Annotated in this window: 27 protein-coding genes and 1 tRNA gene; 11 read left to right on the top strand and 17 right to left on the bottom strand. The window is 38.1% G+C overall.

What is annotated here, in order from left to right:
- Positions 1-471: 471 nt before the first annotated feature.
- The 4 genes from SKA34_RS12490 to bioA form a co-directional block, all read right to left on the bottom strand.
- Positions 472-1,170, bottom strand: coding sequence for a ChrR family anti-sigma-E factor (locus SKA34_RS12490; RefSeq protein WP_006645895.1), 699 nt, complete (start codon positions 1,168-1,170; stop codon positions 472-474).
- A complete protein-coding gene (locus tag SKA34_RS12485) occupies positions 1,160-1,732 on the bottom strand; it encodes a sigma-70 family RNA polymerase sigma factor (protein WP_006645894.1) in 573 nt (190 codons plus the stop codon). Before SKA34_RS12485 ends, SKA34_RS12490 begins: the two co-directional genes overlap by 11 nt.
- Positions 1,733-1,856: 124 nt before the next feature.
- Positions 1,857-2,426 carry an LON peptidase substrate-binding domain-containing protein gene (locus tag SKA34_RS12480; protein WP_006645893.1) on the bottom strand — a complete coding sequence of 190 codons (570 nt, stop codon included), beginning with the start codon at positions 2,424-2,426 and terminating at the stop codon, positions 1,857-1,859.
- Positions 2,427-2,589: 163 nt separating this feature from the next.
- A complete protein-coding gene (bioA, locus tag SKA34_RS12475) occupies positions 2,590-3,864 on the bottom strand; it encodes an adenosylmethionine--8-amino-7-oxononanoate transaminase (RefSeq protein ID WP_369750682.1) in 1,275 nt (424 codons plus the stop codon).
- A 224-nt stretch (positions 3,865-4,088) separates the two neighbouring features.
- Here bioA and bioB point away from each other — a divergent pair, with 224 nt between their 5' ends.
- Genes bioB through bioD form a run of 4 tightly spaced genes read left to right on the top strand, consistent with a single transcriptional unit; the run spans position 4,089 to position 7,802 of the window.
- Positions 4,089-5,141, top strand: coding sequence for a biotin synthase BioB (bioB, locus tag SKA34_RS12470; protein WP_006645891.1), 1,053 nt, complete (start codon positions 4,089-4,091; stop codon positions 5,139-5,141).
- Entirely contained in the window at positions 5,128-6,312 is a 1,185-nt protein-coding gene (gene bioF, locus SKA34_RS12465; protein WP_006645890.1) for an 8-amino-7-oxononanoate synthase, read from the top strand. Before bioB ends, bioF begins: the two co-directional genes overlap by 14 nt.
- Entirely contained in the window at positions 6,305-7,129 is an 825-nt protein-coding gene (gene bioC, locus SKA34_RS12460; RefSeq protein WP_006645889.1) for a malonyl-ACP O-methyltransferase BioC, read from the top strand. Before bioF ends, bioC begins: the two co-directional genes overlap by 8 nt.
- Positions 7,122-7,802, top strand: coding sequence for a dethiobiotin synthase (gene bioD / locus SKA34_RS12455; RefSeq protein WP_006645888.1), 681 nt, complete (start codon positions 7,122-7,124; stop codon positions 7,800-7,802). The genes bioC and bioD overlap by 8 nt, the downstream gene beginning before the upstream one ends.
- An 89-nt stretch (positions 7,803-7,891) precedes the next feature.
- On the opposite strand, the gene SKA34_RS23360 is transcribed toward bioD, so the two are convergent.
- Complete coding sequence (locus tag SKA34_RS23360) at positions 7,892-8,053, bottom strand: hypothetical protein (protein WP_006645887.1); 162 nt, start codon at positions 8,051-8,053, stop codon at positions 7,892-7,894.
- A gap of 446 nt (positions 8,054-8,499) precedes the next feature.
- Between SKA34_RS23360 and htpX the strand changes: the two genes are divergently transcribed.
- Complete coding sequence (gene htpX, locus SKA34_RS12445) at positions 8,500-9,387, top strand: protease HtpX (protein ID WP_006645886.1); 888 nt, start codon at positions 8,500-8,502, stop codon at positions 9,385-9,387.
- Between the two features lie 80 nt (positions 9,388-9,467).
- Here htpX and SKA34_RS12440 read toward each other — a convergent pair whose 3' ends face one another.
- The 3 genes from SKA34_RS12440 to SKA34_RS12430 all read right to left on the bottom strand — a co-directional run bounded on the left by SKA34_RS12440 (position 9,468) and on the right by SKA34_RS12430 (position 11,452).
- Positions 9,468-10,685, bottom strand: coding sequence for an MFS transporter (locus SKA34_RS12440; RefSeq protein WP_006645885.1), 1,218 nt, complete (start codon positions 10,683-10,685; stop codon positions 9,468-9,470).
- A 48-nt stretch (positions 10,686-10,733) separates the two neighbouring features.
- Positions 10,734-10,919, bottom strand: a complete 186-nt coding sequence (locus tag SKA34_RS12435) for a hypothetical protein (protein ID WP_006645884.1) — start codon at positions 10,917-10,919, stop codon at positions 10,734-10,736.
- Between the two features lie 179 nt (positions 10,920-11,098).
- The gene (locus tag SKA34_RS12430; protein WP_006645883.1) at positions 11,099-11,452 is read right to left on the bottom strand and encodes a DUF6404 family protein; all 354 of its coding nucleotides are present in this window, start codon (positions 11,450-11,452) and stop codon (positions 11,099-11,101) included.
- A 267-nt stretch (positions 11,453-11,719) separates the two neighbouring features.
- On the opposite strand from SKA34_RS12430, the gene SKA34_RS12425 reads away from it, so the two are divergent.
- The 4 genes from SKA34_RS12425 to SKA34_RS12410 all read left to right on the top strand — a co-directional run bounded on the left by SKA34_RS12425 (position 11,720) and on the right by SKA34_RS12410 (position 14,017).
- The gene (locus tag SKA34_RS12425) at positions 11,720-12,181 is read left to right on the top strand and encodes a hypothetical protein (protein WP_006645882.1); all 462 of its coding nucleotides are present in this window, start codon (positions 11,720-11,722) and stop codon (positions 12,179-12,181) included.
- Positions 12,182-12,631: 450 nt separating this feature from the next.
- Entirely contained in the window at positions 12,632-13,027 is a 396-nt protein-coding gene (locus SKA34_RS12420; RefSeq protein WP_006645881.1) for a hypothetical protein, read from the top strand.
- 21 nt (positions 13,028-13,048) lie between these two features.
- Positions 13,049-13,840 (top strand): phosphorylase, encoded by a 792-nt coding sequence (locus SKA34_RS12415; RefSeq protein WP_006645880.1) that lies wholly within the window; start codon positions 13,049-13,051, stop codon positions 13,838-13,840.
- Between the two features lie 86 nt (positions 13,841-13,926).
- Positions 13,927-14,017: transfer RNA gene (locus SKA34_RS12410), tRNA-Ser, on the top strand.
- Positions 14,018-14,194: 177 nt separating this feature from the next.
- Here SKA34_RS12410 and SKA34_RS12405 read toward each other — a convergent pair.
- Genes SKA34_RS12405 through SKA34_RS12395 form a run of 3 tightly spaced genes read right to left on the bottom strand, consistent with a single transcriptional unit; the run spans position 14,195 to position 16,472 of the window.
- Positions 14,195-15,742 carry an IS66 family transposase gene (locus tag SKA34_RS12405; protein WP_006644249.1) on the bottom strand — a complete coding sequence of 516 codons (1,548 nt, stop codon included), beginning with the start codon at positions 15,740-15,742 and terminating at the stop codon, positions 14,195-14,197.
- Between the two features lie 59 nt (positions 15,743-15,801).
- Complete coding sequence (gene tnpB / locus SKA34_RS12400) at positions 15,802-16,155, bottom strand: IS66 family insertion sequence element accessory protein TnpB (RefSeq protein ID WP_006643801.1); 354 nt, start codon at positions 16,153-16,155, stop codon at positions 15,802-15,804.
- Entirely contained in the window at positions 16,152-16,472 is a 321-nt protein-coding gene (locus tag SKA34_RS12395; RefSeq protein WP_004998436.1) for a hypothetical protein, read from the bottom strand. The genes tnpB and SKA34_RS12395 overlap by 4 nt, the downstream gene beginning before the upstream one ends.
- A 1,019-nt stretch (positions 16,473-17,491) precedes the next feature.
- Here SKA34_RS12395 and SKA34_RS12390 point away from each other — a divergent pair.
- Positions 17,492-18,121, top strand: a complete 630-nt coding sequence (locus tag SKA34_RS12390) for a DUF1919 domain-containing protein (protein ID WP_006645879.1) — start codon at positions 17,492-17,494, stop codon at positions 18,119-18,121.
- A gap of 340 nt (positions 18,122-18,461) precedes the next feature.
- Here the strand turns inward: SKA34_RS12390 and SKA34_RS12385 are convergent, their stop codons facing one another.
- Positions 18,462-19,115, bottom strand: coding sequence for a nitroreductase family protein (locus tag SKA34_RS12385; protein WP_006645878.1), 654 nt, complete (start codon positions 19,113-19,115; stop codon positions 18,462-18,464).
- Positions 19,116-19,258: 143 nt separating this feature from the next.
- Positions 19,259-19,639, bottom strand: a complete 381-nt coding sequence (locus SKA34_RS12380) for a hypothetical protein (protein ID WP_006645877.1) — start codon at positions 19,637-19,639, stop codon at positions 19,259-19,261.
- 213 nt (positions 19,640-19,852) lie between these two features.
- On the opposite strand from SKA34_RS12380, the gene SKA34_RS12375 reads away from it, so the two are divergent.
- The gene (locus tag SKA34_RS12375) at positions 19,853-20,134 is read left to right on the top strand and encodes a hypothetical protein (RefSeq protein WP_006645876.1); all 282 of its coding nucleotides are present in this window, start codon (positions 19,853-19,855) and stop codon (positions 20,132-20,134) included.
- Between the two features lie 43 nt (positions 20,135-20,177).
- Here the strand turns inward: SKA34_RS12375 and SKA34_RS12370 are convergent, their stop codons facing one another.
- From SKA34_RS12370 to SKA34_RS12355, 4 genes are all read right to left on the bottom strand, one after another.
- Positions 20,178-20,690 carry a hypothetical protein gene (locus SKA34_RS12370; RefSeq protein WP_006645875.1) on the bottom strand — a complete coding sequence of 171 codons (513 nt, stop codon included), beginning with the start codon at positions 20,688-20,690 and terminating at the stop codon, positions 20,178-20,180.
- On the bottom strand, positions 20,687-21,802 hold the full coding sequence (locus tag SKA34_RS12365) for a cytochrome-c peroxidase (protein WP_006645874.1): 1,116 nt from the start codon (positions 21,800-21,802) through the stop codon (positions 20,687-20,689). Before SKA34_RS12365 ends, SKA34_RS12370 begins: the two co-directional genes overlap by 4 nt.
- Before the next feature lie 171 nt (positions 21,803-21,973).
- Positions 21,974-23,443, bottom strand: coding sequence for a C69 family dipeptidase (locus SKA34_RS12360; RefSeq protein WP_006645873.1), 1,470 nt, complete (start codon positions 23,441-23,443; stop codon positions 21,974-21,976).
- A 242-nt stretch (positions 23,444-23,685) separates the two neighbouring features.
- Positions 23,686-25,488: a hypothetical protein gene (locus tag SKA34_RS12355; protein WP_006645872.1), complete on the bottom strand. Its 1,803-nt coding sequence runs from the start codon at positions 25,486-25,488 to the stop codon at positions 23,686-23,688.
- Between the last annotated feature and the right edge of the window lie 156 nt (positions 25,489-25,644).

The following is a 25,644-nucleotide window of genomic DNA, read 5'->3' as shown; positions in this document are numbered from 1 at the left end:
ATAAAAGAAATGTGATGTTAGTTGATAAGTATGTATTAATGATTTTTTTGTTTTTTGTTAATAATTAATTGTTTATGTTTGTTTTTGATGGTGTGGTTAATAATTGATTAGGTGAGTATTGGAAACAAATATTTTGCGATTCAAACCTAATAAAGATGCTAATTTTTTGAGTAATAGATAAGTTTAGTAAAAATAAAGTAAGACTTATTTCACATAAAAACCGTATTTTTAGTAATTAAACAAAATATACGGTTTTATGGTTAAATTAGAGTAATATTATAAATCTATGCTATTTTACTTACATTATAAACAAGACTGTTATTATAATTTAAGTTGCAAATAAATGGGTAGATATAAATATAAATTGGCAATGTATATGAAAGATTATAAATGCACTGAGATAATAAATGAATAGCCTCTTAAGTGTATTTCTTGCCATAAGGCAATCTAGTTAAGAGGCTTAAATAAGTATTAGTATATGACTTGACCAATGCTGTTAAACAGCTGGCTCACACCTTGGGTAAAATGAAGTGGGGCATTTGATACGGTGTAGCAAAGACACCCTTCGGAGGTTTTCGGACTATGTCCTGAATGTGACTCATCAAGTAAGATAAAATCACCAGCCACATAGTGTCCGTTTTCATCTTCAAAATCCCCAGCAAGTAACAGTGTAAGTTCGTAGCCTTTGTGAGTATGAGTAGGGATCGTACCGCCTTTGCTAATATGTAATAAACTTGATCTTACTTCATCTTCTTCAAAAGGTAATCGAGCACGACTAATTTTACCCAGATTTCGCCAGTTTAGCTGATGAAATTTAGTGAATGCTCTCGGTAATGTATATGTCATTCCTTTACACTCAATAGAAAGAGGGGCTTGTTCATGATAAGAAGTATTGTCATCACTGCTTTCTATAATGTCACTCAGCATTGCTGAAAAACAGGCATCAACGTTAAGATCATGTTGTAAATCACGTTGCCCAGCTTTTGATTGCGACCAAGAAGCGTTAGCAATTTGAGGCGTTAATTGTGATTCTAACTGTTGACAATGAGGGCAAAGCTCAATGTGTGCAGCTACAGCTAGCGACATAGAAAGAGGTAATTTACCTTCTATGTGTTGTTCCAGTAGTTGTTTACTGGGGTGGTGTTTAATCAACGATATATTAGTAGGCATCGTCATTCTCCAAATGCAAACGCAGCTTTTGTAAGCCTAAGCGTAACCTTGATTTTACGGTACCCACGGGGAGTCCTAACTGATCGGCAAGTTCCTGATGTGAACGCTGATTGAGGTAAATTTCTTTCACTACAACTTGCTGATTTTTTGGTAGTGTTGCTATTAAAATAATTAGTTCATCACTGAGTTGTTCATTACTTGGGTCATCAGATGCTGTGACTAATTTCTGTTCAAAAATAGGCCAAATATCATCACTGTAATTATCTTCTTTTGTTGCTTGACGTTTGCGTAGAATATCAAAACATTGGTTACGCATAATTGTATAAACCCATGTTGATACTGCACCTTTATCTGGATTAAAAAGATGTGCTTTTCGCCAAACAGTTAACATTGTTTCTTGAACAAGTTCCATTGCATTCGCTTCTTGCTTGAGGTGCTTTAAACCATAAGAACGAATTTTTGGCGAAAAATGTGAGAAGATAGTAGCAAAGGCCGTTTTATCACGATCAGTTGCTACATTAACGAGTAATTTTTTTTGATGCTCAATACTGATCTCATTCATTGCGGGTGTTCCCAACCTATAATGATGACTAGATTGAGAATTAGGGTATGTAATAATAGACATAATCTCAATGTGTATTGATATAAATAGTGAATGGTTACATAGTGATACGTCATTAAATTAGTTATGGATCATTTTTTTGTAAATTATCATCAATTACAGTGTGTAGAAAAGATAAGGCGGCAGTATGATCGTTTCTGCTCATAAACCACTGCTTTTGGTTAACTTCTAAGGGTAAAATTTCGAGCCAGCGCTGACATACCCATGTCATGTCTTCAAAATTAGGGGCAGGGTAATAGCTTGCATGATCTGGATGTTCTTGGAAAAGTACTTTAAGACTATTAGCTATCTCAACATCGGTATAGTTAATATCAGTACTTTGCCAATTAGGAACAGAGGATATTCGGCCAAAGAAAAGGCCGTCTTCATCACGCCAATGATCGTCAATAAGAAATAATTCAACGGCTTGAATTGTGATACTCAAAACACAGTCTGATAAGGAATCAAAATCAGTAATAATTACGCGTGTGCCAAAGTGGCAGATCGTATTATCGATAGACATGCACAAACCGAATCCATTTTTGTTTGTTGCTGCAATTTTTACCAGTTTGATATAACGAGGTTCAAAGATCCTTAACTTGCTGACCCCGCCTGGTAATAGATAAACATCTAGTGGAAACAGAGGTATTTGCATAATCTTAGCCCTAGCTGACGTACTCTCTTCGATGCTGTACTTAACTTAAACTATTATTATTTTTTAGTATTGGCATCATGACCTAAAGTATAAGCAGACATAAATAAGATTTTTGTCTGCTTTTTGATAAATCATGCGATATTTACACTAAAATTAATGACCGTTATATTGAACTTATAACCTTTTTAATTGACGTTGTTAGTAGAGTTAACTGTGAAGAGTTAATAATGAATGGCGGCATAATATAGACAAGTTTGCCAAAGGGGCGAACCCATACGCCTTGTTGAACAAACTTCTCTTGAATACTTTTCATTTCAACAGGGTGATGAAGTTCAACCACACCGATTGCACCCAGCCAACGGACCGATTTTACATTTTCAAGCTCTGCAATTAACGGAAGTTCCAGCGCTAATTGCTGCTCTATATTTTTGACTTGTTGTTGCCATTTATTTTCTGCCAATAAATCTAAACTGGCGTTTGCGACGGCACAAGCAAGAGGATTTCCCATAAATGTTGGTCCATGCATAAAACATTGTGCTTCACCACTACATACAGTATCAGCGACATGCTTGGTGGTCAGCGTGGCTGACAACGTCATATACCCACCCGTTAATGCTTTACCTAAGCACATAATATCAGGGCTTATTTCTGCGTGTTCACAGGCGAATAATTTACCTGTTCGACCAAATCCAACTGCAATCTCATCAGCAATAAGTAAAACATTGTATTGATCGCAGAGTTCACGAATACGTTTTAAATACGTTGGATGATAAAAACGCATGCCACCAGCACCTTGAACAATGGGCTCAATAATCACAGCAGCAAGATCTTTATGATGAAGACGAATTTTTTCTTCAAAGTCAGCAATGTCTGTTTCATCCCAATCATCTCCAAATCCACATTCTGGCGATTTGGCAAAAATATGCTCAGGTAAAAATCCTTTATAAATGCTGTGCATGGAATTGGTAGGATCAGTCACAGACATCGCCGCAAAAGTATCACCGTGATAGCCATGGCTAACCGTTAAAAATTTTGCACGAGATTCATTTTGTGCGTGCCAATATTGCAATGCCATTTTGAGAGCGACTTCAACGGCAACAGAGCCAGAATCGGCAAGAAACACTTTGTCTAAAGGAGCTGGGGTGATAGCAACGAGCTTTTTACACAAATCAACGGCTGGCTGGTGGGTGATACCACCAAACATCACATGTGACATTTTATCAAGCTGTGCTTTTGCCGCTTCAGTTAAAACGGGATGGTTATAACCATGAATGGTTGACCACCATGATGACATACCATCGATTAACTGCGTACCATCTTCAAGAGTGAGATAAACCCCTTGGGCTGATGTAACAGGGTAGCAAGGCAGGGGAGTTACTGTTGATGTATAGGGATGCCAAACGTGTTCTTTATCAAAATCAATATCCACAATGTTCATTTTTTGCACAGATGTAAACCTCTGTTGTTATCCATAGTTGACAGTCTACGCACTGTTAGTAGACTAGCCAAGTAGTAATAGTTCATAGAGTTATCATTTAATAGCTTTTTACTGAGTAAAAGTGAAACAAGACGTTAGCAACTAGAGCTGTGAAACATAGGGTAAACATTAAGGATCGAGCAAGTCCTTGTGAGTCGTAAGATAACTATAATTGAGGTCAGACTGTGGAAGTACGTAATAATTGGACAGTAGAGGAAGTCCAAGCTTTATTCGATAAACCATTTATGGATTTAGTCTTTGAAGCACAGCAAGTACATCGTCAATATCATCAGCCTAATCAAGTACAAGTCAGTACTTTGCTTTCGATTAAAACAGGCGCGTGCCCTGAAGATTGTAAGTATTGCCCACAGAGTGCTCATTACCGTACAGATGTAGATAAGGAACGCTTATTGGAAGTTGAGCGTGTCCTAGACGCTGCAACGAAAGCAAAGCAATCAGGCGCAACCCGTTTCTGTATGGGAGCAGCTTGGAAAAACCCGAAAGAGCGCGACATGCCGTATCTACTCGATATGGTTAAAGGCGTAAAAGAAATGGGTTTAGAGACGTGTATGACGCTGGGTATGATCACCAGTGATCAAGCCGATACGCTTGCCGGTGCTGGTTTAGATTATTACAACCATAACCTTGATACATCCCCTGAATACTACGGCAATATTATCACCACACGTACTTACCAAGATCGACTTGATACGTTATCTCATGTTCGTGATGCTGGGATGAAAATTTGTTCTGGTGGGATCATTGGAATGGGTGAAAGCTCACGTGATCGCGCTGGATTATTGGTTGAGCTAGCGAACCTGCCTGTTCACCCTGAAAGTGTACCGATTAATATGTTAGTTAAAGTGAAAGGGACACCGTTAGAAAGTGTTGATGATGTCGATCCTTTTGACTTTATTCGTATTATTGCCGTTGCCCGTATTATTATGCCAATGTCAGCGGTACGTTTATCTGCCGGTCGTGAAGACATGAATGAGCAGATGCAAGCGCTTTGTTTCATGGCGGGTGCTAATTCCGTGTTCTATGGTTGTAAATTACTGACAACACCAAACCCAGGTGAAGATAAAGACATGCAGTTGTTTGCTAAGTTAGGGATTAACAGTGAGCAACAAGCAGCGAAACCTGATGAAGTTCAAGAGCATGAATTATTAGGCAAAGTAGCACAACGTGTGGCATCGCGCCCGACTAAAGATGACATCTTTTACGATGCCTCTGTTTAGTCAACGCTTTCGCCATGCTTTAGCTGAACGAGATAAACAAAGGCTATATCGTAGCCGTACTTGTTTATCTCGTAAGCAGCGTAATGAATCAGGACACATTACAGCGGATCAACAATCATTTGTTAACTTTTCAAGTAATGATTATTTGGGATTAGCACAGTCACCTGAAATCATCGAAGCATGGCAGCTAGGATTGAGCCTATATGGTGCTGGCAGCGGCGCATCACCATTAGTGACAGGTTATCACTCTCCCCATGCAAATTTAGAAGCGCAATTATCGGAATGGCTCGATTATGACAGGGCGTTACTTTTCAGTAGCGGCTTTAGCGCAAATCAAGCTTTGCTTTTTACGCTATTACAAAAGCACGACAGTGTTTACCAAGATAAGTTAAATCATGCTTCATTGATGGAAGCGGGAATGCTATCACCAGCAATGATGAAGCGTTTTCCACACAATGATATTGATACTCTAGACAGGTTACTCGATAAACAAATCTCCGAACCTAACCAAGCACGAATGGTGATTACAGAAGGCGTATTTAGTATGGATGGTGATTGTTCACCTCTTAAAGCATTACGTCGTGTTTGTGATAAACAAAATAGTTGGTTAGTAGTTGATGATGCACATGGGTGTGGTGTACTTGGCGATGAAGGAAGAGGGAGTTGTGCGGCGAGCGGAATAAAAGCAGATATTTTAGTGATCACTTTCGGTAAAGCGTTTGGGCTTCAAGGCGCTGCAATATTATGTGATAACGATACTGCTGAATATTTAATTCAGTTTGCACGACACTTTATTTACTCAACCGCGATGCCGCCAGCTCAAGCCTATGCATTAAGTAAAGCATGTGAAGTGATACAGAAACAACCTTGGCGACGAGAAAAATTAACAGCGTTAAGTGATTTGTTCACGCAGCAACTCGACTCTGCTATACCGTTGCAGCATACCATTACCCCTATAAAACCGATAGTAATTGGTAGTAGTGAACAAACTATCGCGATATCTAAGCAGTTAAAACAGCGTGGATTATGGGTCGGCGCTATTCGTCCTCCGACGGTTCCTCAAAATACAGCCCGTCTTCGCGTCACATTAACGGCGACACATAACGATAAAGATATTCGTCTGCTTGCTGCATCATTAAATGAGGTGATTAATGAGCAATATAATGAATAAATTGAATACGGCGTTAAATCCCGAGCCAGCGATGCCAATAGATAAACAAGCGGTAGCATCGGCTTTTGGTAAAGCGGCGAAAAATTACGATAACGCCGCGGCATTTCAACGTAAAGTTGGGCATTTATTATTAGAGGATTTACCTCATCTCCATGCCGTAGGAAGCCATAAAAAAGCGATCGATATAGGTTGTGGTACGGGCTATTTTAGTGCAGAACTGGTAAATCTTGGTTTTAATGTGACGGCAGCAGATCTGTCTTTAGAAATGTTAGCGCAAGCTAAACAACGCTGTAAAAGCGACTGTGATTATCTATTGGCCGATGCTGAAAATTTGCCATTGGCAGACAATAGCTACGATATTGCTTTTAGTAGCTTGGCGTTACAGTGGTGTGATGATTTAGCTGTACCACTTAAAGAATTAAAACGTATTGTTCGACCGGGCGGTATGATTTTTTTTACAACGCTGGTTGATGGCTCGTTAAATGAATTAAAAGAAGCGTGGGCACAAGTTGATAAATATCAGCATGTTAATGATTTTAAGTCAAAAAATGAAATAAAAGTTGCGTTGGCGCGAACAGGAACACAAGTTGATAAATTAGTATTTTCACCCATAGTCGTTCATTACCCATCAGCACTGGGTTTAATGAAAGATCTAAAAGGCATCGGCGCTACACATTTGCAACAAAAAAGGAAAAATGTGTTATTAGGTCGTCAAACATTGAACGCGTTAGAGCATGCCTATGATGCCTATCGTGATGAAAGCAATTTATTACCCGCTACTTATCAAGTTTGTTTTGGAGTTTTAATTAATGACTAATGCTTTTTTCCTTACTGGGACGGATACCGAAGTCGGTAAAACAGTCAGTAGTCGCGCTATTTTACAAGCGGCCAGTCAGCGTAATATTCAAATGGCAGGCTATAAACCAATAGCTTCAGGCAGTGAAGAAACAGCCGAAGGACTTCGCAATTCAGATGCTTTGTTTATACAAGAAGCCTCACCGGTTGAGCTTACTTATCTAGAAGTGAACCCTTATACGTTTAAAGAGCCGGTCTCTCCGCATTTGGCTGCAGAAAGAGAAGGTAAAACGATTGATTTTGATGTGCTTTCACAGGGATTAGCGTACCTTAAAGCTAAATCTGATGTGGTGTTAGTAGAAGGAGCTGGTGGTTGGCGTGTACCTGTAACACGTACCGATTTCTTATCTACATGGGTTAAAAAAGAAAAGTTACCTGTAATTTTAGTGGTAGGTATTAAATTAGGCTGTTTAAGCCATGCGATGCTGACGGCTGAAGCTATTGAAGCTGACGGTTTAGAACTGGTTGGTTGGGTTGCTAATCGTGTTAATCCTGGGGTTGAAAATTACGCTGAAATGATAAAAATGCTTGAGCTTAATCTACCTGGTGTGAAATTAGGTGAGATCCCTTATATGACAGGTATTAATAAGCGTGATTTATCATCGTATATTCAATTAGAAAAGCTTGGGTTATAGTGTCAAATCATGGTTTTTTTATAAAAAAGAAGAAGAAAAAGGCACTGAATGAGTGCCTTTTTCTGTATAACTGAGCAGTACTACACAAATTAATTATCTTGGTTAAGGCCAATGAGTAATTCTTGTGTTTCTGTTGCTGACGTTTTTGTTACCTGATCAATACCAAGCTCTTTATGAGCTTCTTCTAAAGACATGCCAAGGTGACAACGTAAAATATCAACGGCAACTTGGTAATTCTCTTTACTAGCCATGAATCCTCCCTGGTTCAATTTCGGTCTATTTATAAACACAATCACAATAGTCGAGAATGTTTCCTTAAGCAATAAGACTAAAGTCTAATAAGTAGAATGTTGCACATGTTTTATCCGTAAGTTACTGATAGTATTGATATGAAAATCACAATTAATATGAAATTAATTTAATATTAATGGCAAAAGGAAGGGTAACAGAACATCATAGATTGGCTATAATTAAATGAATAAAAAAACCTATGTCAACGTTCGCTATTGATAAATTGCCTCTTTGAACATATATAAAGAATTAGTAACAATTAAACTCTTTAAATCATACGTATATTCATTGAATATAGTGTTAAATACAGACTTTATTTATTATAGAGTTATTATTAAGAGATAACATCGATTCTACTGGTAATGGTAGAAATTGAAATAATTTCTAAGTGGAGAATATTAGAAATATGAAGCGTATTGCATTGTTTTTATTAACAAACTTAGCAGTAATGCTGGTGTTCAGTGTTGTGTTGAACATTGTTTATGCTGTAACAGGGATGCAACCTGGTAGCCTTTCTGGTTTGCTAGTTATGGCTGCACTATTTGGTTTTGGTGGTTCATTGATTTCTTTGATGATGTCAAAGTCAATGGCCCTTCGTTCTGTTGGTGGTATGGTTATCGAAAGCCCACGTAACGAAACAGAACATTGGTTGATGGAAACAGTATCTCGCCAAGCACAACAGGCAGGTATTGGTATGCCAACTGTTGCGATTTATGATTCGCCAGATATTAACGCATTTGCAACAGGTGCTAAGCGTGATGATTCACTTGTCGCTGTTTCTACAGGTTTATTGCACAGTATGACACGTGATGAAGCTGAAGCAGTGCTTGCTCATGAAGTGAGTCACGTTGCTAATGGTGACATGGTAACAATGACGTTAATGCAAGGTGTTGTGAATACCTTTGTTATTTTCGTTTCACGTTTAGTTGCTGGCGCAATCAGTGGTGTGAACAATAGCGATGAAGAAGGCGGGAGTGGCGGTAGCTACATCACATACTTTATTGTATCAACCATCATGGAAGTTCTATTCGGTTTCTTAGCAAGTATTCTAACAATGTGGTATAGCCGTCATCGTGAATTCTATGCTGATGCTGGCTCTGCAAAGCTTGTTGGTCGTGAGAAAATGATAGCAGCACTTGAGCGTTTAAAAGTGAGCCACGAGCCACAATTAGAAGGTTCAATGATGGCGTTTGGTATTAATGGCAAGAAGTCATTATCTGAATTATTCATGACTCACCCACCACTAGAGAAACGTATTGAAGCACTTCGTCAAGGCGAATACTTAAACAAGTAATCGACGAATACACTTTCAAAGAGAAATAGCTAAATAAAGCCCTATTAATCATTGCTATTAGTAGGGCTTTTTTTTTGCGATTAACTTGCGTGGTGAGCGAGTAAACGAGGAAGAGGCTTATCGTTAATAGGTAAGTGCACTAGCGCAGCAATAAATGCCATGACAACGGTTAGCCACCAAATAGGTGTGTATGAATGGTAGTAGTCGTAAATACGCCCACCGACCCAAGCACCTAAAAAACTGCCCACTTGGTGAGTAAAGAAAACCAGACCGTACAAAGTAGATAAGTATCTCGCACCAAATATTTGTCGAACCAGGCCAGAAGTTAATGGCACAGTCCCTAACCAGCAAAACCCGATAGCTCCACCAAAAATAACCGCTGTATTTTCAGTTACAGGCAGTGTAACGAACGCTGCAATGACAACGGTGCGCATTAGGTAAAGAGAAGTCATCACAAAACGCTTGTCAAATCGGTCACCCATAATGCCCCAGAAATAAGATCCGAAGATATTAAAGATACCGACATAAGCCAGTGCCATAGCGGCTGTTTGTGCAGGTAAACCTTTATCTGCTAGGTAACTTGGTAAATGTGTGGCGATAAACATAACGTGAAAGCCGCAGACAAAGAAACCTAAGTGAATTAACCAATAGCTTTTATTTTGAAATGCTTCCTTTAATGCATCTGACAGTGTTTGGCTATCGTCAACCGCAGGTGTATTGCTAGAGTTATCTTCATTAGCCGTTTTCATAAAGGCAGCAAAAGCGATCATCATGCAGCAAAGTAGGGCAAATATTTGCATTGCTGTTTGCCAATCAAATTGATTAAGTAATGCTTGAGCACCTGGTATTACGGCAAACATACCAAATGATCCTGCAGATGTAGTTAAACCAAAGGCCTTTGCTGTGTGCTCTGCGGGAACAACACGCGCAATAGATCCTAAGATGATCACGTAACTTGTTGCACTTAAGCCTAAGCCAATTAATGCACCAATACTCAAATACAGCATGCTTGGCTCGGTTGCGATAGAGGTGAGATATAAACCTAAACCATACGCAACAGCACCACCCAAGATGATTTTCTTAGAGCCAAAACGATCTGATGCCATGCCGATAAATGGTTGGAAAAAGCCAAATAACAGGTTTTGTAAGGCGATAGCAAAACTGAAAAACTCACGTCCTGTGCCAAAAGTGTCAGATATTGGCATCATAAATATACCAAAAGACTGCCTGATCCCTAGGCTAAAAATTAAAATGCCAATGCCTAACCAAACTAGGAGAGGAAAGCGGAAAATACTCATTAAGGGTACTCGTCGAATTAAATCGTAATAATAGGGAAGTGTTAATAACTAGTGCATGTGGTGATGAGACATAGGTTGCTCATCATCCATTATGTTTTGTTGATGGCAGCCACCATTTGTCGCATGTTTAGCAAGAGCATCTAATAATGGTTGGCAATGATGAACAGCAATCAAAGCGATAACAAGGAGTACAAGCATGCGAATAAGTTGTGCAGGAGTTGATTGTGAAAACATGATTGTCTCTAAATTTTAGTGTGCAGCGTGCGTTAAAATGCGAGCGCTGGATAATATAGAGATAAATTTTCTAAGCAAATGAATAAAATACATTTCAGCCATGCGTTTTATGCATGGCTTATAATAGGAGAGAGAAAAATCCGAAATAACGTATGTAGTTTCTGTGTCTACAAATAATATTATTTTAACTGTTGCCAAAGGCTCAAATTAAAACGTTTAGCACTGTAGTAATAATAAGTCGCCATTGAAATACCTGCAGTTAGGCCGGCAAATAGAGAGCTAAAAACAGCAGAGATGAGAGTAATAGGTGTATCACTGATTATCTCTGCAAGAATGAAAATGATGGCAAAAATAAGGCTATACCATGCAAAAAAAATGGAAAATTTGATTTTGAAATGGCCATAATGAGGAAGAGGCGCTTGTAATCCTGACCAATGTAATACTTGAAAAGTTATAGGATGACTATTCGATGATTGAATGCTACAGCGAGTTAATTCTTGATGTGCTAGGGCTAATTGCTGTTCGAAATACATTATTTTATTCCTAAACATAATGTATATGAAAAAGACTGCGTTATTAATTATTATTATTTTCTAGTAATAAATGAGTTTAAACAATCAAATTAAAATGAAAAAATAATAATATAAACAAGAAATTTTTATCGTTATAATTTGTATTTTTTATCGATAAATATCTTTATTGTTTTACATGAATTATTGTTGTAAAGTTTACCTCTTAGATATAAAACAGAATTTAATTAATGTGTCTCACAGATTATTTTTCATATTGAGTAGCTATAAGTGTATAAATTATTGTATATGTTTTTAATTATCTCTTTTCCTTCATTTTCATTAAGTATGAATAACTCTTTAGATAAAGTGAAGTTGTTAAAAGTTAAGCAAGAATATGAAAACCAAATTCATCAATGTCAATTACTTGAAAATAGAAAATTAAAACCTATTAATGATCCATGGTTAAACACCTTACCTTTAGAAAGAAAAAAGATAATACTTAATGAATTAAATAATACAGCTCTTCAGCGGTGTGTTATAAAAAAAGAAAAAGATTTTACATATAAATTAATGGATTATACCGCCAAAACTGGAGATAAACTGTTTTTAAATAGTTGGCTTATATTCCAATCCGCTTTGTATGGTGAAAGTGATAATTTATTATTAACAGAAAATGAACAAGAAAATATTAATCGACTTACAGCGTTACCAAAATATTATTATCCATTCAATATAAAATCTGTAACTTAATGTTTGATAAAAAGTAAACGGGGAGAAGGATCTCCCCATATAAATTAAATGTTAATAAATGGAGATAGAATAACAACACCTAACACAGCCATAAGCAAGCTGATCCCTGTCGGTATAATCCATTGATTCTTTGTGTCTTTATTATTTTCCATTTCGATTGAACCTCCTAATCCTTTTAAGAGCTAATGCTTACTTACATCCTGTAAAGCATTCAATTTATGACTTTTAAGAATAGCTATTAAATATATAAAGTATGTAATTAAGTTGTTAACTTGTGATCTTGAGTCAATTAAATAAGTAGAGAGTAATATTTATAAAATATATGATTTTGTTAACGTTATTATTTTTAGAATAAAAGCTCAAACCGCAACACAACATTCCATTTTTATAGCTATTATTCTGTTTATATTAGGAATATTTTGTCGTGTACCTCTTTTATGGAGTTTCACAATGACTAATTTTAAATATTACAGCGAAGATTTACCTTGCTTTATTTGTCATAAAAAAATGGCGAAAACTGAACTTGGATGGTTTACACCAAGTATGATAGATAATGTTCTCGAACAGATAAAAAACGTAATATCTCAAGCAGATACAGATTATGAAGAGTATTTCTCAGTCAGTATCATATGTTCAGAAGATGAAGCTCGTGATTACTTGCTACTGAACTATTATGGTTATTCTGAACATGAAATTAACCATGGCCAAGTTAACTCAGAAGATTCAACCGAAGTTAATGATCTCACTTCAGAGCATATGACGTCAGAAGGTGTTGCAGTGTTTAAACACGAGATTGCTTTACAAAGCTGCGAAGAATGTACCCCTGAGATTGATGAAGACTACTAAATAAGTGGTAAAGGAAAGAATATGCTTTGGGATATCGGTTATGAAAAGTCAAACAAGGGTTTAGCGTCTGGTGAGTTACTACCGTTAATCGCAAACGATCTTATCATTGAGCAAAATGGGATAGAGTTTATTGTTAATGTAGAAACAGAGAATATGAAAGTTAAACATTCTCCATCTGTAGCAACTCATGATCCGTTTGTATCACCTTATAATCCCTCTGCATATATCAACACGATTGGAGAACAACACGTTTGTTTATTAAATAAATTTCCTATTGTTGTTCCTCATCTACTTATCTGTGCGAAAAATTATATTCCTCAAACGTCGCCATTAGTTTTAAATGATTTCGAAGCTTGGGTACAAGGAATAACGGATGATAGTGTCTTAGGTTTTTTTAATTCAGGTGCGATAGCAGGTTCCAGTCAAATGCATCGGCATATGCAGCTAATTAGAACATCAGTGCCTTTAGAAAAGACAATTCTTCAGGGGCTATTACCCTTTAAACATGACTTAATGAGATTCGAATATTTAAATGCAGTAGAACTTTACCAGCGTTACTTGTCGGTTATGGAATCAATGCAGCTGTATATGACATCGAGTATCAATGGTTTAACAGAATGCCACCCGTATAATATATTATTAACGCAACGCTGGATGTTGCTTATTCCTCGTACTAAGAATCAAGTTGGCGAAATAAAAGGGCATGGGGTTAATTTTATTGGCCGCTTTTTAGTGAGTTCAACGGAACAATTGGAATGGCTAGAAAAATACGGTTTTGAACGTTTTTTAACAGATTGTGGTGTTCCAAAATAAAAATCCGTTAAATTCGATTAAAGACTACCCAGTTAGAACTTACTACTATTTACACTCGATATTCACTTCGCTATTATTCGCGCCATGGAGAGATGGCTGAGTGGTTGAAAGCACCGGTCTTGAAAACCGGCATACGTTTATAGCGTATCTAGGGTTCAAATCCCTATCTCTCCGCCATATTTAAAACAAAAAAGCCGCTGATTAATCAGCGGCTTTTTTGTATCTAGCAATATGAAACTGCCCGTGCCAATGGGATGATAAAAAGGATTCAATTCAAACGATCTTCCTGTATTTATTACAAACTTTTATATACCTAAGAGGTAAACGCCCCATGAACCCACGGGGCGATATTTGTTAGTGTTTGAGGTTCCAAGGTAGGAGTGCATCGATATCGGGCTCAGCTTTCGCGAGCTCTTTCATGCACTTGACCATGTAGTCGTAGAGGATAAGGCCGTTGGCTTTCGCAGTCTCGACGATGCTGTAAAGCATCGCACTCGCATCAGCACCATTTGGCGTGTTCGAGAACAACCAGTTCTTTCTGCCAATGACCAGCGGTTTAATTGCGCGTTCAGCGCGGTTATTGTCTATCGATAAGTGACCGTCATCGATATAGCGGATCACCTTCGGCCATTGGCCGAGCGTGTATTTTATCGCTTTACCCAGCGGGCTAGACGCTATCACTTGTTGAGATGTCATCCACTCGTACAACTCGTCCAGTATCGGTTTGCTATGCAGTTGACGTTCTGCTTTTCGTGTTTCGACAGTCGCACCTTTTAAGCGCGATTCTATCCCATAGAGCTTCTGGATTTTGGCCAGCGCTTTATCTGCTTTGCCTGACTTACCTTTACCTTGAAGCTTCTTAGCCTCCATGAACTTTCGCCGTGCATGTGCCATGCAGCCAACATTGGTGACGTGATAAAGACCATCATAGGCACCATAGCCATCGGTTTGTAGATAACCACTGTAATCCCCCAAGAAGGCAACAGGGCATGCCCTCGCGCGACTGTTTTGATAGTCGTACAAGGCAATATTCTTCACATTGGGGAGTGCGGCTTCTGGCGAGTCTGCGCCCGAGCAGTAGAGCCACATGTAACACTGTTTTTCTTCCTTGAGAACATTGAGTGGCGTTTCATCCGCCTGGACCACCACTTGTTGAAGTAGGTGCTCTTTTAGAGCGGCATAGAGTGGTTTGAACTTCTCACTAACTTGGATAACCCATCTGGCCATAGTGGTTCGTGATAGCTCGATTCCCGACTGGGTAAACAGCGACTCTTGGCGGTAAAGTGGCATCGCGTACTGGTATTTGCCAAGAATGATGTTGGCAAGCAAGCTTTCTGTGGCAAAGCTCTTCGGGATAATGCTTTGCGGTGCTGGCTTTTGAACGATGTGATTGCTGTCTTCAGTTTGCTCGCACTGGCGGCAAGCATATTTAGGGCGAACATATTCCAGCACTTTGAGTACGGCTGGCGAAAACTCCAGCTTTTCACTGCTGTCTTCACCGATTTTATGCAGGTCATGATTGCAGCATGCACACTGCTTTTCATGGTCGTCTAAATCAAGTTCGATAACTTCACGAGGTAAGGTCTTTGGAAGAGGCTTACGCTTACCGCGTTTCTTCGTTGTGGTTGTGGTGGTCGTCGTAACCTCAACCTCTTCTTCCTTAGCGGCTTCACATTCCGCTTCGTTGAAGAGGTCACCTTGAGATTCATCGTAGGGCTTTAACGCCTCCGAGCGTTTTGCGAACTGGCGGTCGAAAGCCAGTTTGAGTTGCTCAAGCAGAGATTGACGCTCTTGTTTCCACTGAGATTCGCTGTGTTTTTGCAACGCCAACAACTCTTTCACCATCGCTTGTAGCTCGGCAACATCTTGGCTTTCTGGGTTGATATTTGGCGTCTTTTTCATGGCATTTATTATACTAAAGTCATGCCGTTAACGCTTGGTGGATATAGCTTTATTATCGATTAAGTCATTGTAAAATCGTTTATTTGAACGGGTTTATGGCCGATAATCGTGAAGCCAGAAAGCAGTCTATCAAGCTCGCATTGAGTCAGGGTAAACACGTCATTTTTCTCTTTTGACGGCCATTTATACTTGGCTTTTTCAAGGCGTTTATACCAAAGTGCAAAGCCTGTTTTATCCCAGTACAACACTTTGATTTTGTCGCGCTGTTTATTGGTAAACAGGAATAGTGCGCCGCTTCCCAAGGGTAAATCGGTGTCACTTTCGATAATCGCCGCGAGGCCATTGATGGACTTTCTAAAATCGACACTCTCACGATACAGATAAATATCTGGTGCACTTAGCATATGTTTCATGACAAGGCTCCAATGAGTTCTGCCAGGTAGGCAGCGGGCGTGCCTTGAGGAATACTCAGCTCAACGTCGTTGACAAAAAGTGTCATATTCGCGGTAGGTATTTGCGTCATATGGTAACGTGTTGTCTGCTCTACAACGTTTGCTTTGACGAAGCCGTTAGTCTGTGGTGTTTGAAGGTGTGTTAACTGTTGGCGTTTGGCATGAAACGTGGAAAGACTTAATCCGTGATGTTCACAAAAAGCACGTTGAGTGAGTTGGCTGGATTCATAGCACTCAAACAAAGTCTGCCATTCTTGATTGGTACGTCGTGTTGCCATTTTAAATCTCCTTTGGATTGGAGATTTGATCTTATTCTTCGAGTAAAGTGATTAGAATGCGGTGTTTATGGCACGCTTACCCTAAGAGTAGCGTTTACTTTTCTAAGACCAACTAGCTTTAATTGTGGATGTTTGAAAATCTATTACTGCCGTTTCTAACAAAGAAGTATCCCAAGCGAGCTTTGTAAGGTCGCGGTACGCTGACTTTGGAGATATAAAATGCATGCTAACGTTGGTGTTCTATTAACTAAAGTTAGAGTTTTGCTATGAATAAAGCATTTTGGGAAATAGTTTTTTATTAATGTCGCTTGGTAGTGTAGCCGCCGTTATTGCTCCAAATGTACCGAAATTTTTTTAACTGGCTTGGATGGATCTATATTCTCCTATTGCTAGGTGTGGGTATTTTGACTCTCTATGCTGAAAGAATTATAGTTTGGTACGATAAAATATTGGGTATCAATAAAGATGAGTAAATGGGGATAGCATTTATCCTGAAATTTACAAAAAACTATTGCGTATTGTACGGAGCGCAATCTAACTTATGTCTACAAATTTTTTAGTTATTAAAATGAGTTAGTTATTCGGCTAACTTATATTTGCCCTAAAACTGTTTAGAGCAAATATTTATTCATATCGTATTAACGTAGTTTTAGGTTAGTTTTTATCCGGCTAATTTATCTGTTAGCTAAACGTCACTTTTTAGGGGGCATTCGTAAACAACGCCTGGTGAAAAATAACATCATTAGCAAAATTAAAACGTCAGATTTGTTCTTATTTTATTAGCTTTTTAATTATACAAATGAATGCTCTACTGTAAAGCTGTCTTGAGCTTCTTTCATGAGGTGCGTGAAAGTTACCCTTATGTTAAATAGAGGTGACTTTGACAAAAAGTAATATTCTACAAACTATTAAGTGATAAGTCTTTTTGGGCTTAAACCATTTCGAAAGTGACTATTTTTTATGTCGCAAGTATTGTAGGATAATCCTTCATGTCAATATGTTAGGAAGCGGAACCATTAATGTCTTTTATAAAAAAAATAGTTAGAAAAGTTAGGGGTAACTTTGCAAAGTTTTATTTAATAGAAAAAGACTTTTCAATTATTAGTGATAACTGTTGGGGGGGGTCTATGTATCAATATTTTGATATCCCTTATAAAACTCCATTTGTGGGTCTATTTGTTTTTTCTCCCGATTATATTAGGATGCTAAAAAAATTAGATTATTATCTTAATAGTGATTTGAATTTTATTAATCCAAGTGAATCCAAGTACAAAGAAGAACTTATAAAATATAAAACTTATGGAACTTATCCTATAGCGCTACTTGGTGGAGATGTGGAAATTCATTTTTTACATTATAAAACGAATGAAGAAGCACGTTCTAAATGGTATCGAAGGTTAAAAAAATTAAATAAGAATAATCTAATAATAAAGTTTTGCGATCGAGATCTGTGTACAAGTGAATTAATTCAAGAATTTGATCTGCTCCGTTTTAGTAAGAAAGTGATGCTTTCATCTAAAAGCTATAAAATTAACTCTAATTTAAAGTTGAAAGGTGAGGAGGGAAATGAAGTTCAAAATGAATGGAAGTCTTTTTTAAAAACAACGTCACCAATATCATTTTTAAATAAACTTCAAAATAATAGATAAACCGTTTAGCTTCTAGTACGCATAAATAGAATTAATGTTAAATGACTGTCCATATTGGCAGTTTTTACTTTGAAGATGCTTTATGGAGAAGTTATCTATACTTTTCCTAATAGATTCCAACTCAAATAGAGCTAATTCTCTAACTCATATATGTCCAATTATGAGTTAGTCGATACGGCTAACTCATAATACTTGTATCATATATAGATATATCGATACTTTTGTCATTATTTACTTAAATACTTTTGAAAGCTTATTTAGAAATGGTTAATAATAGAGATAAAAGAAAAAGCTGCTACGAGCAGCTTTTTCATTCTACTAGCGGTTAGATCTCTAGCTGTTATATTTTATGAACAACGGTTTCTAATGGCATACGAGATTTAGGTAAGCGAGCGTTAAAATCAGACTCATCATGGTAGCCAATCGCGAGTGCGACAGGGCATGAGAAGCCATCTAACTCTTGGCTGAATTCTTTCTCAACACGCTTTACGTCAATACCTTCAAGTGGCGTTGAATCTATTTTTAATCGTGCAAGAACATGCAGAATATTACCGAAAGCAAGATACAGTTGTGCTTTTGTCCAATTAGCATTGTAACCACTCGGCTCGGTGTATAAATCCGCAAAGCTAAACTTACTCACGGCATCGTCTTTTTTCTCTGGCTTAATTCGACCATCAAGAATATTTTTATCAATCACGGCTTCAAAATCTTCAACAGAATAATGAGGGTTGTGAGTAAATAAAATGATATGGCTGGCGTTAGTTGCGTGAGGTTTATTGGCTAAAAACTTAGTCTCAAAGGTATTGCTAAATCGTTGTTTAGCATCATCTGATTCTAAAATAATAAAGCGCCATGGCTGCGAGTTGATTGATGATGCCGATAAGCGAAGTGCTTCTGAAATGATGGCAATATTTTCTGTTGAGATGGTTTTATTAGGATCGTAACTCTTGGTGGTATAACGCCAATTTAAGTCATCTAAAATAGGGCTGTTCATCTTACTTTTGCTCTTATTATTAATTGTCATATTAATAAAATGGGGCTAGTCAGCGTAATTTCAAGTCTTAGGCGGTATGTTAAGGAGAAAGGGGAAGTATGACTATGGCGTACATAGCGTACACCATAGTAAATAATATGGAATTATGCGTCAGAGCAGCACGCAGTACAGCCTTGTAGCGCAATGTCATGCTCAAGCTCAATCATGCCATCAGCATTCTTGTTTGCTTTGATTTCTTTTTCAATTTCAACAAGGTCGTCAGGATCTACGCCCGTTGTTTGCATTTCTTCTTCTGAATAAGCGAATGCATTTAACAATAGGTAATACTTAGCTTCATCAACAGAACAGGTGACAGTGGTAACAAGATCATCAGGGTAATCATTGCTCGCTGTAATGATGGTATTTACTTGCGCAAGAACCGCTTCATGCATAGCAGGGGTTAGCCAACCTAAGCTTGCTTCTGCTTTTTGTTGACGGCAATCGAAACAAGGTAAAAGGGCGGTATAAAGATTAAAATTGCTCATGGTGAATCCTAAAAATAGCTCTAGCGATGAAGGTTACATTAGCAACGATCATAAACGTATTTGAACCATGCGTATATTAGGAAATTATCCAATTAACGTCTAATCAATAATGAAGCTTTGAATCATTATCATGTTTATACTAAAACATAAGTAAGAGATGGTGTGATATTGTATGTCAAATCATTGAGATAAAGTTGAAATAAAGGATTTTTGATGAAAAAGCAGGTGTTATTTTCACTGATTGCGTTCGGGCTAGTGGGCTGTGCTGGAACGCCATCAAATAGCTATACATTAAAAAATGCAACGGGTGTATCGTCATGGGAGCTATGTAAAAATATTGGCTATCATGAGTTTTTTAATCGCAAAGAGAAAGCGGCGGAGCTTAAGCAATATGTGACTGAGCGTGGTGATATTGCACCAGAGTCATGTGCGGCAGCGGCACAAAAAGGCAAAGAGTTTGCTGAGCAAGAATACCACCGCAACACAGGTCTATAAGTTTGAAAGTATAAGCCTAAGCAATGATTGCTCAGGCTTGTTTCTACTGCTCTGTTGTGGTGATTTGCACTTTCACTAACTGGTTTGGCTTACCTGTGAGTTTCAGAGTATAGCTTCCCCATTCGTGGGTATTTAAGTGGGTAAGGTATTGTGATGGCTCTGCACATTGCAAGTTAACAATATCTGAGCCTTGAATATCTGCACCTGCCATCGATACGTGGGTTTTAGGTGTAACACCCACGATAAACTTCTCATTCCATTCTTTGATCGCTAGTTGAATATAAGCTTCGCCTTGGCTATTTAGTTGGGTGGATAAACCTAATTCTTTATTTAAAATAAATTCTTGCTGGCTGGCCTCTTCAAGTGTTGAAGCTGTAGCAATGGTCTTTGTTGGCAAGTTACATAGTGGCTGATAACTTTTGGCAAAATAATCATTACGCCCTTTGTGTTCAGGATTAATGTCGGTGTTCGCACTTACGGCCATTGATTGGCTTAGCAAGGTGCTTAATGCTACTAGCTGAATCGTCTTTTTCATGGTCTTGTTTATGGTGTTCATGACTTCACTTTAAAAGGTGGAAGACAGTTCGGGCTGTCTTTTTTATTTTTTAATGGGACTAACTGGCAAAAGGGATCTTGGTGTTGATGTGCTGGTAGTCGAGTTATGGTTAAGCTATTGAGAAAGGCAACGAGCGCTTTTTTCTCTTTATTCGATAAACTAAAGCCTGAAATCTTGTTATCTTTATTGAGATGATAACGACCATCTCCTGCATTTTTTCCTATCGTCAGTATTCGTCCACCGGTAGCATAATGTTCAATATACTGCTCTAGCGATTGTACGCTGCCATCATGTCCCCAAGGTGCTGTTTCGCTCACATTGATCAATGAAGGTATACGGTATTTTCCGTCGTCACTTTCTTTATGGCTAAAGCTGGCTTTGCCACGTTCATTTTCAGGGTATAAGTATTTGCCATCTTTATTTTTTATACCGTACAACCCTGTGCTGACATAAAGTTGATCGGCGTTGTTTTTAGGGGTATTTAATAGCTCACCACCATGGCACTGTGAGCATTTAAGGCGATCACTATTGAATAGGGTTAATCCTTGCTGTTGTTCTTTATTCAGTGCATTAGTATCACCTGATAAATAACGGTGATAGGGCGTATCAACACTTTGAATTGTTTCTACATACTTAGCTAATGCGTTAATGACTTTTTGGGTTGTGAAATCTGCTGATTGATAGCTGGCTTCAAATAGTGGGGTATAGATATCAGATGCTTGTTGTAAACGTTGCAGTAATAACGGCTCTGTCATCTCCATTTCTGTTGGGGTGGTGCCAAACAAAGGTAACAAAATAGCTTGTTCTAATGTATGCAACCCTTCGTGACTCTGCATGAATTGGTCATAATGGGCAACATTGAGTAATGCTGGCGTGTTTAGTGTCGTTGGATTGCCATTGATATCTGGCACTTTGCTGAATCGATTTGTCCAACCTAGATCGACGGCATGACAAAGGGCACAACTGCGATTGCCGGGCTTTGATAAGCGAACATCATTAAATAAATAGCGACCTAAGGTGATCTGAGCTTGTTGCTCACTTGTTTTTGCCAATGCAGAACAAGGAATAAAGACAATAACAATAAGGCTAAGAAAGGTGAGTAGTGGTTGCATTGTCGAGAGTGCTCATAACAGAATGAGCAAATGATATAAGATGCGGAAAAAAAATAGGTATAAATATTGTTTCAAAGTGCGACATTGAAAAGATAAAAACGAGAAATAACCCCTTAATTTTATAACCTTGGGCTATCTCTCATTTATTGCTAGTGCTTATGTATTACTAACTTATGCGCCTTTAAAGTGATACAGCATATCGGTGCTATGGGTCATTTTGGTCAATAAGGTATTGGTTAATTTATTGGTTAATGCTAATGCGTTATCAACTGTTTTTTGTTCAAATTGATTGATTAATGCTTGTGCTTGTTTAGGTTGCTTTTTGTATATCGCAAGGTACTGCTTTTCAAGCTCTTTTTGCTTAACGGCAGTTTGCTGTTCAAATTGTTGATAGGCTTTTTGAACAATTGGCGAGAACTCACTCCAGTTGGTCATGGCAATGGTTTGTAACTTACGGAACTGCCAGTTAGCTGATAGGTTGTCGGCTTTATCTGTGCCAATCGTTAATACTTTAGGCACTTCTGTCATACCTTGATAGTAAGGAATATAAACGCTGAGTGCTGTCATCCCATACGCAGTGTATTCGGTTTCACCGATAGCGATAGGCAGATTAGGGCGGACTTGTAATATGTGTGATTCTTGGGTTCTAAATACGGATATTGGTCGGTATGCTTCTTTCGGATTGCTATTTGCGTACGGGTCGTGTGACGTACCTTGATAGTGATTTCGTAACCCTTGCTCAACATCTGCAACAGATAATTTATGACTTGGTTTTAAAAATACATGGAAACCCTTACCTTGCGTTATCTTTGTATTTAAGCCCTTTGTATATATTTGTTGCAACGTCCAAACGCGAGGGTAATTGTACGTTTTATCATTCTTGGTATCTTGCGAATAAGCTTTGTGGAAATTAAAAGCCTCTCCTGTAACTGGAGTGTATAAGGCATGTTGTTCGGCAAAGCTAACTAGCGTTGGAGAGGCTAAATAATCGGGATTATGCGGTTTATAGGTAGTTAATCGACCTTGGTTGGCTGAAACGAAATATTTATCGGCTGGGATCTTTTGTGCCATCCATTGGTGACCACTGCCAGTTTCTAAATACCAAATACCTGTTTTATCAACAAAGGCAACGCCAAAGCCTTCAGATGCGCCCTGTTTCTCAATGATCTTGCCTAACAGTTCAACGCCTTCTTTGGCTGTTTTTACACGTGGTAAAACGACATTCTCAATCGCATCTTCACCAATACCTGTCTTGGTTACATACGGGTCAACCGCGAGTGCTTGAGCACCGTTATAAATGGTTTCGGTTGAAGACATACCAACCCCAGCAGAGTTAAATCCAGCTTCACCCATACTGGTACCATGGGTGTCGAAATCTGACAATGAAGTGTACTCCAGTGCATTTTCTGCTGCTGGGTAAGTAAAGTCATTGGCGTTTGATTTGAAATCAGCTTTTTGTTTCGCTTCAGCGGGATGATAAATAAACTGTTTTGCATTATTGGCTTGATAGTCTTCATTGCGTGCAACAATAAAAGATCCATCAGTTGTTGCTTGGTTACCCACTAAAATCGTTGTGCAGGCAAAAGCTGGTACAGTAATAGCTGAAGAAATAAGTGCAGAAAGTAATGTGATATTTTTCATTAATTATCGTTAGATTATATGCATTGAACAAATATTCTTACAGTTGAATGAAATATAAAATGTGATGTCCGTCATATAATTTTTTCAGGTTGATGCACACTAATATTGCATGGATTGCCGGAGCAAAAATGCGTAATTATTTTTAAGTTGTGATTATGATTTAATTAAACATGGCGCATAAAATAAAAAGGAGAAAATAATAAAATATTTTCTCCTTTTTATATGAATTTGAACCTAGAAAATTACTGTGGGTATTTATCTTCGTGTTCACGATGAATATAACCACCTATTTCTTCATCATGATGATTAATCGACATATTGCTTCCGCGAGTTTGCTGGTTAATTTCATGAATTTGAGAAGTGTTCATCAAATCACGTTGGCTGGTGATTGCAGCGATAGATTCTCTGTCTTTTAAGAAACTGACTAAATCACCTCGAATACTCTCTAGCTCACGATCATTTTTGTGCATTTCTAAAATAAATCGAGGGTGCTCAAGGTTATTTGTCCCAGATGAAGCAAATGAGCTACTAATAATACGGCTAACAATAATCCATGGTGTAAGACTTGAACGGACTAAAATATTCTCAGAACGAGTCGAGTCATGAATACTATTACCTGTCGAGATTCTTGATTCAGTAAACGTACCCTCTACTTTTAAATAGATAATATTGCTTTCAAACAGCATTTCGGCAAAAAACAAATGGCTAGCATTAGATAAAATGCTACCCAGTGCTTTTAAGATACAAGCAACAAAGAAAAGTTGTGTCACTTTAGTTACAGTGTGACTACCTGTAACAACACCTGTTATTGACAGTGCGGCAAACAGAACGGTAACCGCTGCACCAACAAGAAGAAGGTTACCAGTAATTAAGCTAAATATTCGAGTGCTATCTAATGCTTGATCGACTTCAATCGCTTTATACTTTGGTTGTACTTCTTGAAGTGTTTCTCCTGCAAAACTGCCTTTTGCTTGAACTTGTTCTTCTAATGTTGGCTTGAGTTCTTTATAAACACGGTTAGGCACTTCTTTATAGCGACGATTTGCCATAACGAGATTATCAAGGTTGATAAATACTTCGTTTGGGTGGACTGATTCTTGCCAGTTCTCACGTAGTTCTGAAACTTCCACGTTTGGATTAGATAGCGATAAACGCTTATTAAGCATGAGTGCCACAATAATGGTGACAATGGCTGCACCTATGATAATCGCACAGATAAACATCGTATTATGTAGGTTGGTGAAGTAGCTAATAAAATGGGTGACTCGAGTTGCTCCAGCAACAAGCATCGCCAGTTTCAGTGCTAACCCAATTGCAATGGGTAATACAACAGCAGCAATCAGAGTACGAATAAATTCACTGTTAGATAAACGAGGCACACGTGTTTGCGACATACGGTTAAGTCGTAAACTGGTTAAAATCCACATGCATAATAACCCCAATGTCAGTACCACTGAATAAACAGGAAATACTTGTTTACCGAGCGAGCCAATAAAGCCAGTTAGGGAAATAAAAGCGACAAAGCCATAACATAATAAAGCGACAATCGTATTCGTCCAAGCGGCACATAAACGTTGAGCTAAATTACGGATAGGGTAGGGCATGTAGATTAGGCTAGGGAAAATACTATGCAATGCATGTGCAATAAACCCAGTTGGTTCGACAAAAGTCGCATTTTTACGACCAATGAGCATATCGGTAATTGTCCCTTCAGAGTAGGCGACATAAGCATCTTCTTGGTAAGCGTGCTCTGATGTGTTGCTATGATTATGCGCTAAAGATGTTGGATGATTACGGCCAACAAAATACTTAAGTGTTGCTGAAATACCACGGTAGGCAGTTGTTAATCCACTGATAAGTAAAGCTAAGGCAAATAGGATCATTATCCAACCCGCTACCGTACTGTGACTTACTGTTTTTGCCGCTGAAAATAACCCATAAGCACCAAGGCAAATAACAATAATGCCACGAGCCGCTGTTATTTTCCCTTCTGTTTTAAAAGGATTTTTAAGTCCTAAATCAATTGACCCATAGTCAAACGCCATCAACAAACTCCCTGATCAGGTCATAAATACAACCTGATACATCATTCAAAATTCTGCTTGATAATATTGATATGGTTTGTGTGAATGTCAGCGTTCGTTGAATTTCTAGAGAATTCATTGTCAATAATGATACTTATTGGCATGATTTAATATTAT

Origin of the sequence: Photobacterium sp. SKA34 (genome assembly GCF_000153325.1) — a bacterium.
In the GTDB taxonomy this organism is placed as follows: Bacteria; Pseudomonadota; Gammaproteobacteria; order Enterobacterales; family Vibrionaceae; genus Photobacterium.
The sequence above is the reverse complement of the archived record's forward strand: the minus strand, read 5'-3'. Positions and strand labels throughout refer to the sequence as shown.

What these genes read in the sequence shown, in the direction of transcription:
- SKA34_RS12490 (WP_006645895.1), bottom strand. Translation starts at nt 1,170, where the DNA reads ATGCCTACTAATATATCGTTGATTAAACACCACCCCAGTAAACAACTA.
- SKA34_RS12485 (WP_006645894.1), bottom strand. Translation starts at nt 1,732, where the DNA reads ATGAATGAGATCAGTATTGAGCATCAAAAAAAATTACTCGTTAATGTA.
- SKA34_RS12480 (WP_006645893.1), bottom strand. Translation starts at nt 2,426, where the DNA reads ATGCAAATACCTCTGTTTCCACTAGATGTTTATCTATTACCAGGCGGG.
- bioA (WP_369750682.1), bottom strand. Translation starts at nt 3,864, where the DNA reads ATGAACATTGTGGATATTGATTTTGATAAAGAACACGTTTGGCATCCC.
- bioF (WP_006645890.1), top strand. Translation starts at nt 5,128, where the DNA reads ATGCCTCTGTTTAGTCAACGCTTTCGCCATGCTTTAGCTGAACGAGAT.
- bioC (WP_006645889.1), top strand. Translation starts at nt 6,305, where the DNA reads ATGAATAAATTGAATACGGCGTTAAATCCCGAGCCAGCGATGCCAATA.
- bioD (WP_006645888.1), top strand. Translation starts at nt 7,122, where the DNA reads ATGACTAATGCTTTTTTCCTTACTGGGACGGATACCGAAGTCGGTAAA.
- SKA34_RS23360 (WP_006645887.1), bottom strand. Translation starts at nt 8,053, where the DNA reads ATGGCTAGTAAAGAGAATTACCAAGTTGCCGTTGATATTTTACGTTGT.
- htpX (WP_006645886.1), top strand. Translation starts at nt 8,500, where the DNA reads ATGAAGCGTATTGCATTGTTTTTATTAACAAACTTAGCAGTAATGCTG.
- SKA34_RS12440 (WP_006645885.1), bottom strand. Translation starts at nt 10,685, where the DNA reads ATGAGTATTTTCCGCTTTCCTCTCCTAGTTTGGTTAGGCATTGGCATT.
- SKA34_RS12435 (WP_006645884.1), bottom strand. Translation starts at nt 10,919, where the DNA reads ATGTTTTCACAATCAACTCCTGCACAACTTATTCGCATGCTTGTACTC.
- SKA34_RS12430 (WP_006645883.1), bottom strand. Translation starts at nt 11,452, where the DNA reads ATGTATTTCGAACAGCAATTAGCCCTAGCACATCAAGAATTAACTCGC.
- SKA34_RS12420 (WP_006645881.1), top strand. Translation starts at nt 12,632, where the DNA reads ATGACTAATTTTAAATATTACAGCGAAGATTTACCTTGCTTTATTTGT.
- SKA34_RS12415 (WP_006645880.1), top strand. Translation starts at nt 13,049, where the DNA reads ATGCTTTGGGATATCGGTTATGAAAAGTCAAACAAGGGTTTAGCGTCT.
- SKA34_RS12405 (WP_006644249.1), bottom strand. Translation starts at nt 15,742, where the DNA reads ATGAAAAAGACGCCAAATATCAACCCAGAAAGCCAAGATGTTGCCGAG.
- tnpB (WP_006643801.1), bottom strand. Translation starts at nt 16,155, where the DNA reads ATGAAACATATGCTAAGTGCACCAGATATTTATCTGTATCGTGAGAGT.
- SKA34_RS12395 (WP_004998436.1), bottom strand. Translation starts at nt 16,472, where the DNA reads ATGGCAACACGACGTACCAATCAAGAATGGCAGACTTTGTTTGAGTGC.
- SKA34_RS12390 (WP_006645879.1), top strand. Translation starts at nt 17,492, where the DNA reads ATGTCTTTTATAAAAAAAATAGTTAGAAAAGTTAGGGGTAACTTTGCA.
- SKA34_RS12385 (WP_006645878.1), bottom strand. Translation starts at nt 19,115, where the DNA reads ATGAACAGCCCTATTTTAGATGACTTAAATTGGCGTTATACCACCAAG.
- SKA34_RS12380 (WP_006645877.1), bottom strand. Translation starts at nt 19,639, where the DNA reads ATGAGCAATTTTAATCTTTATACCGCCCTTTTACCTTGTTTCGATTGC.
- SKA34_RS12375 (WP_006645876.1), top strand. Translation starts at nt 19,853, where the DNA reads ATGAAAAAGCAGGTGTTATTTTCACTGATTGCGTTCGGGCTAGTGGGC.
- SKA34_RS12370 (WP_006645875.1), bottom strand. Translation starts at nt 20,690, where the DNA reads ATGAACACCATAAACAAGACCATGAAAAAGACGATTCAGCTAGTAGCA.
- SKA34_RS12365 (WP_006645874.1), bottom strand. Translation starts at nt 21,802, where the DNA reads ATGCAACCACTACTCACCTTTCTTAGCCTTATTGTTATTGTCTTTATT.
- SKA34_RS12360 (WP_006645873.1), bottom strand. Translation starts at nt 23,443, where the DNA reads ATGAAAAATATCACATTACTTTCTGCACTTATTTCTTCAGCTATTACT.
- SKA34_RS12355 (WP_006645872.1), bottom strand. Translation starts at nt 25,488, where the DNA reads ATGGCGTTTGACTATGGGTCAATTGATTTAGGACTTAAAAATCCTTTT.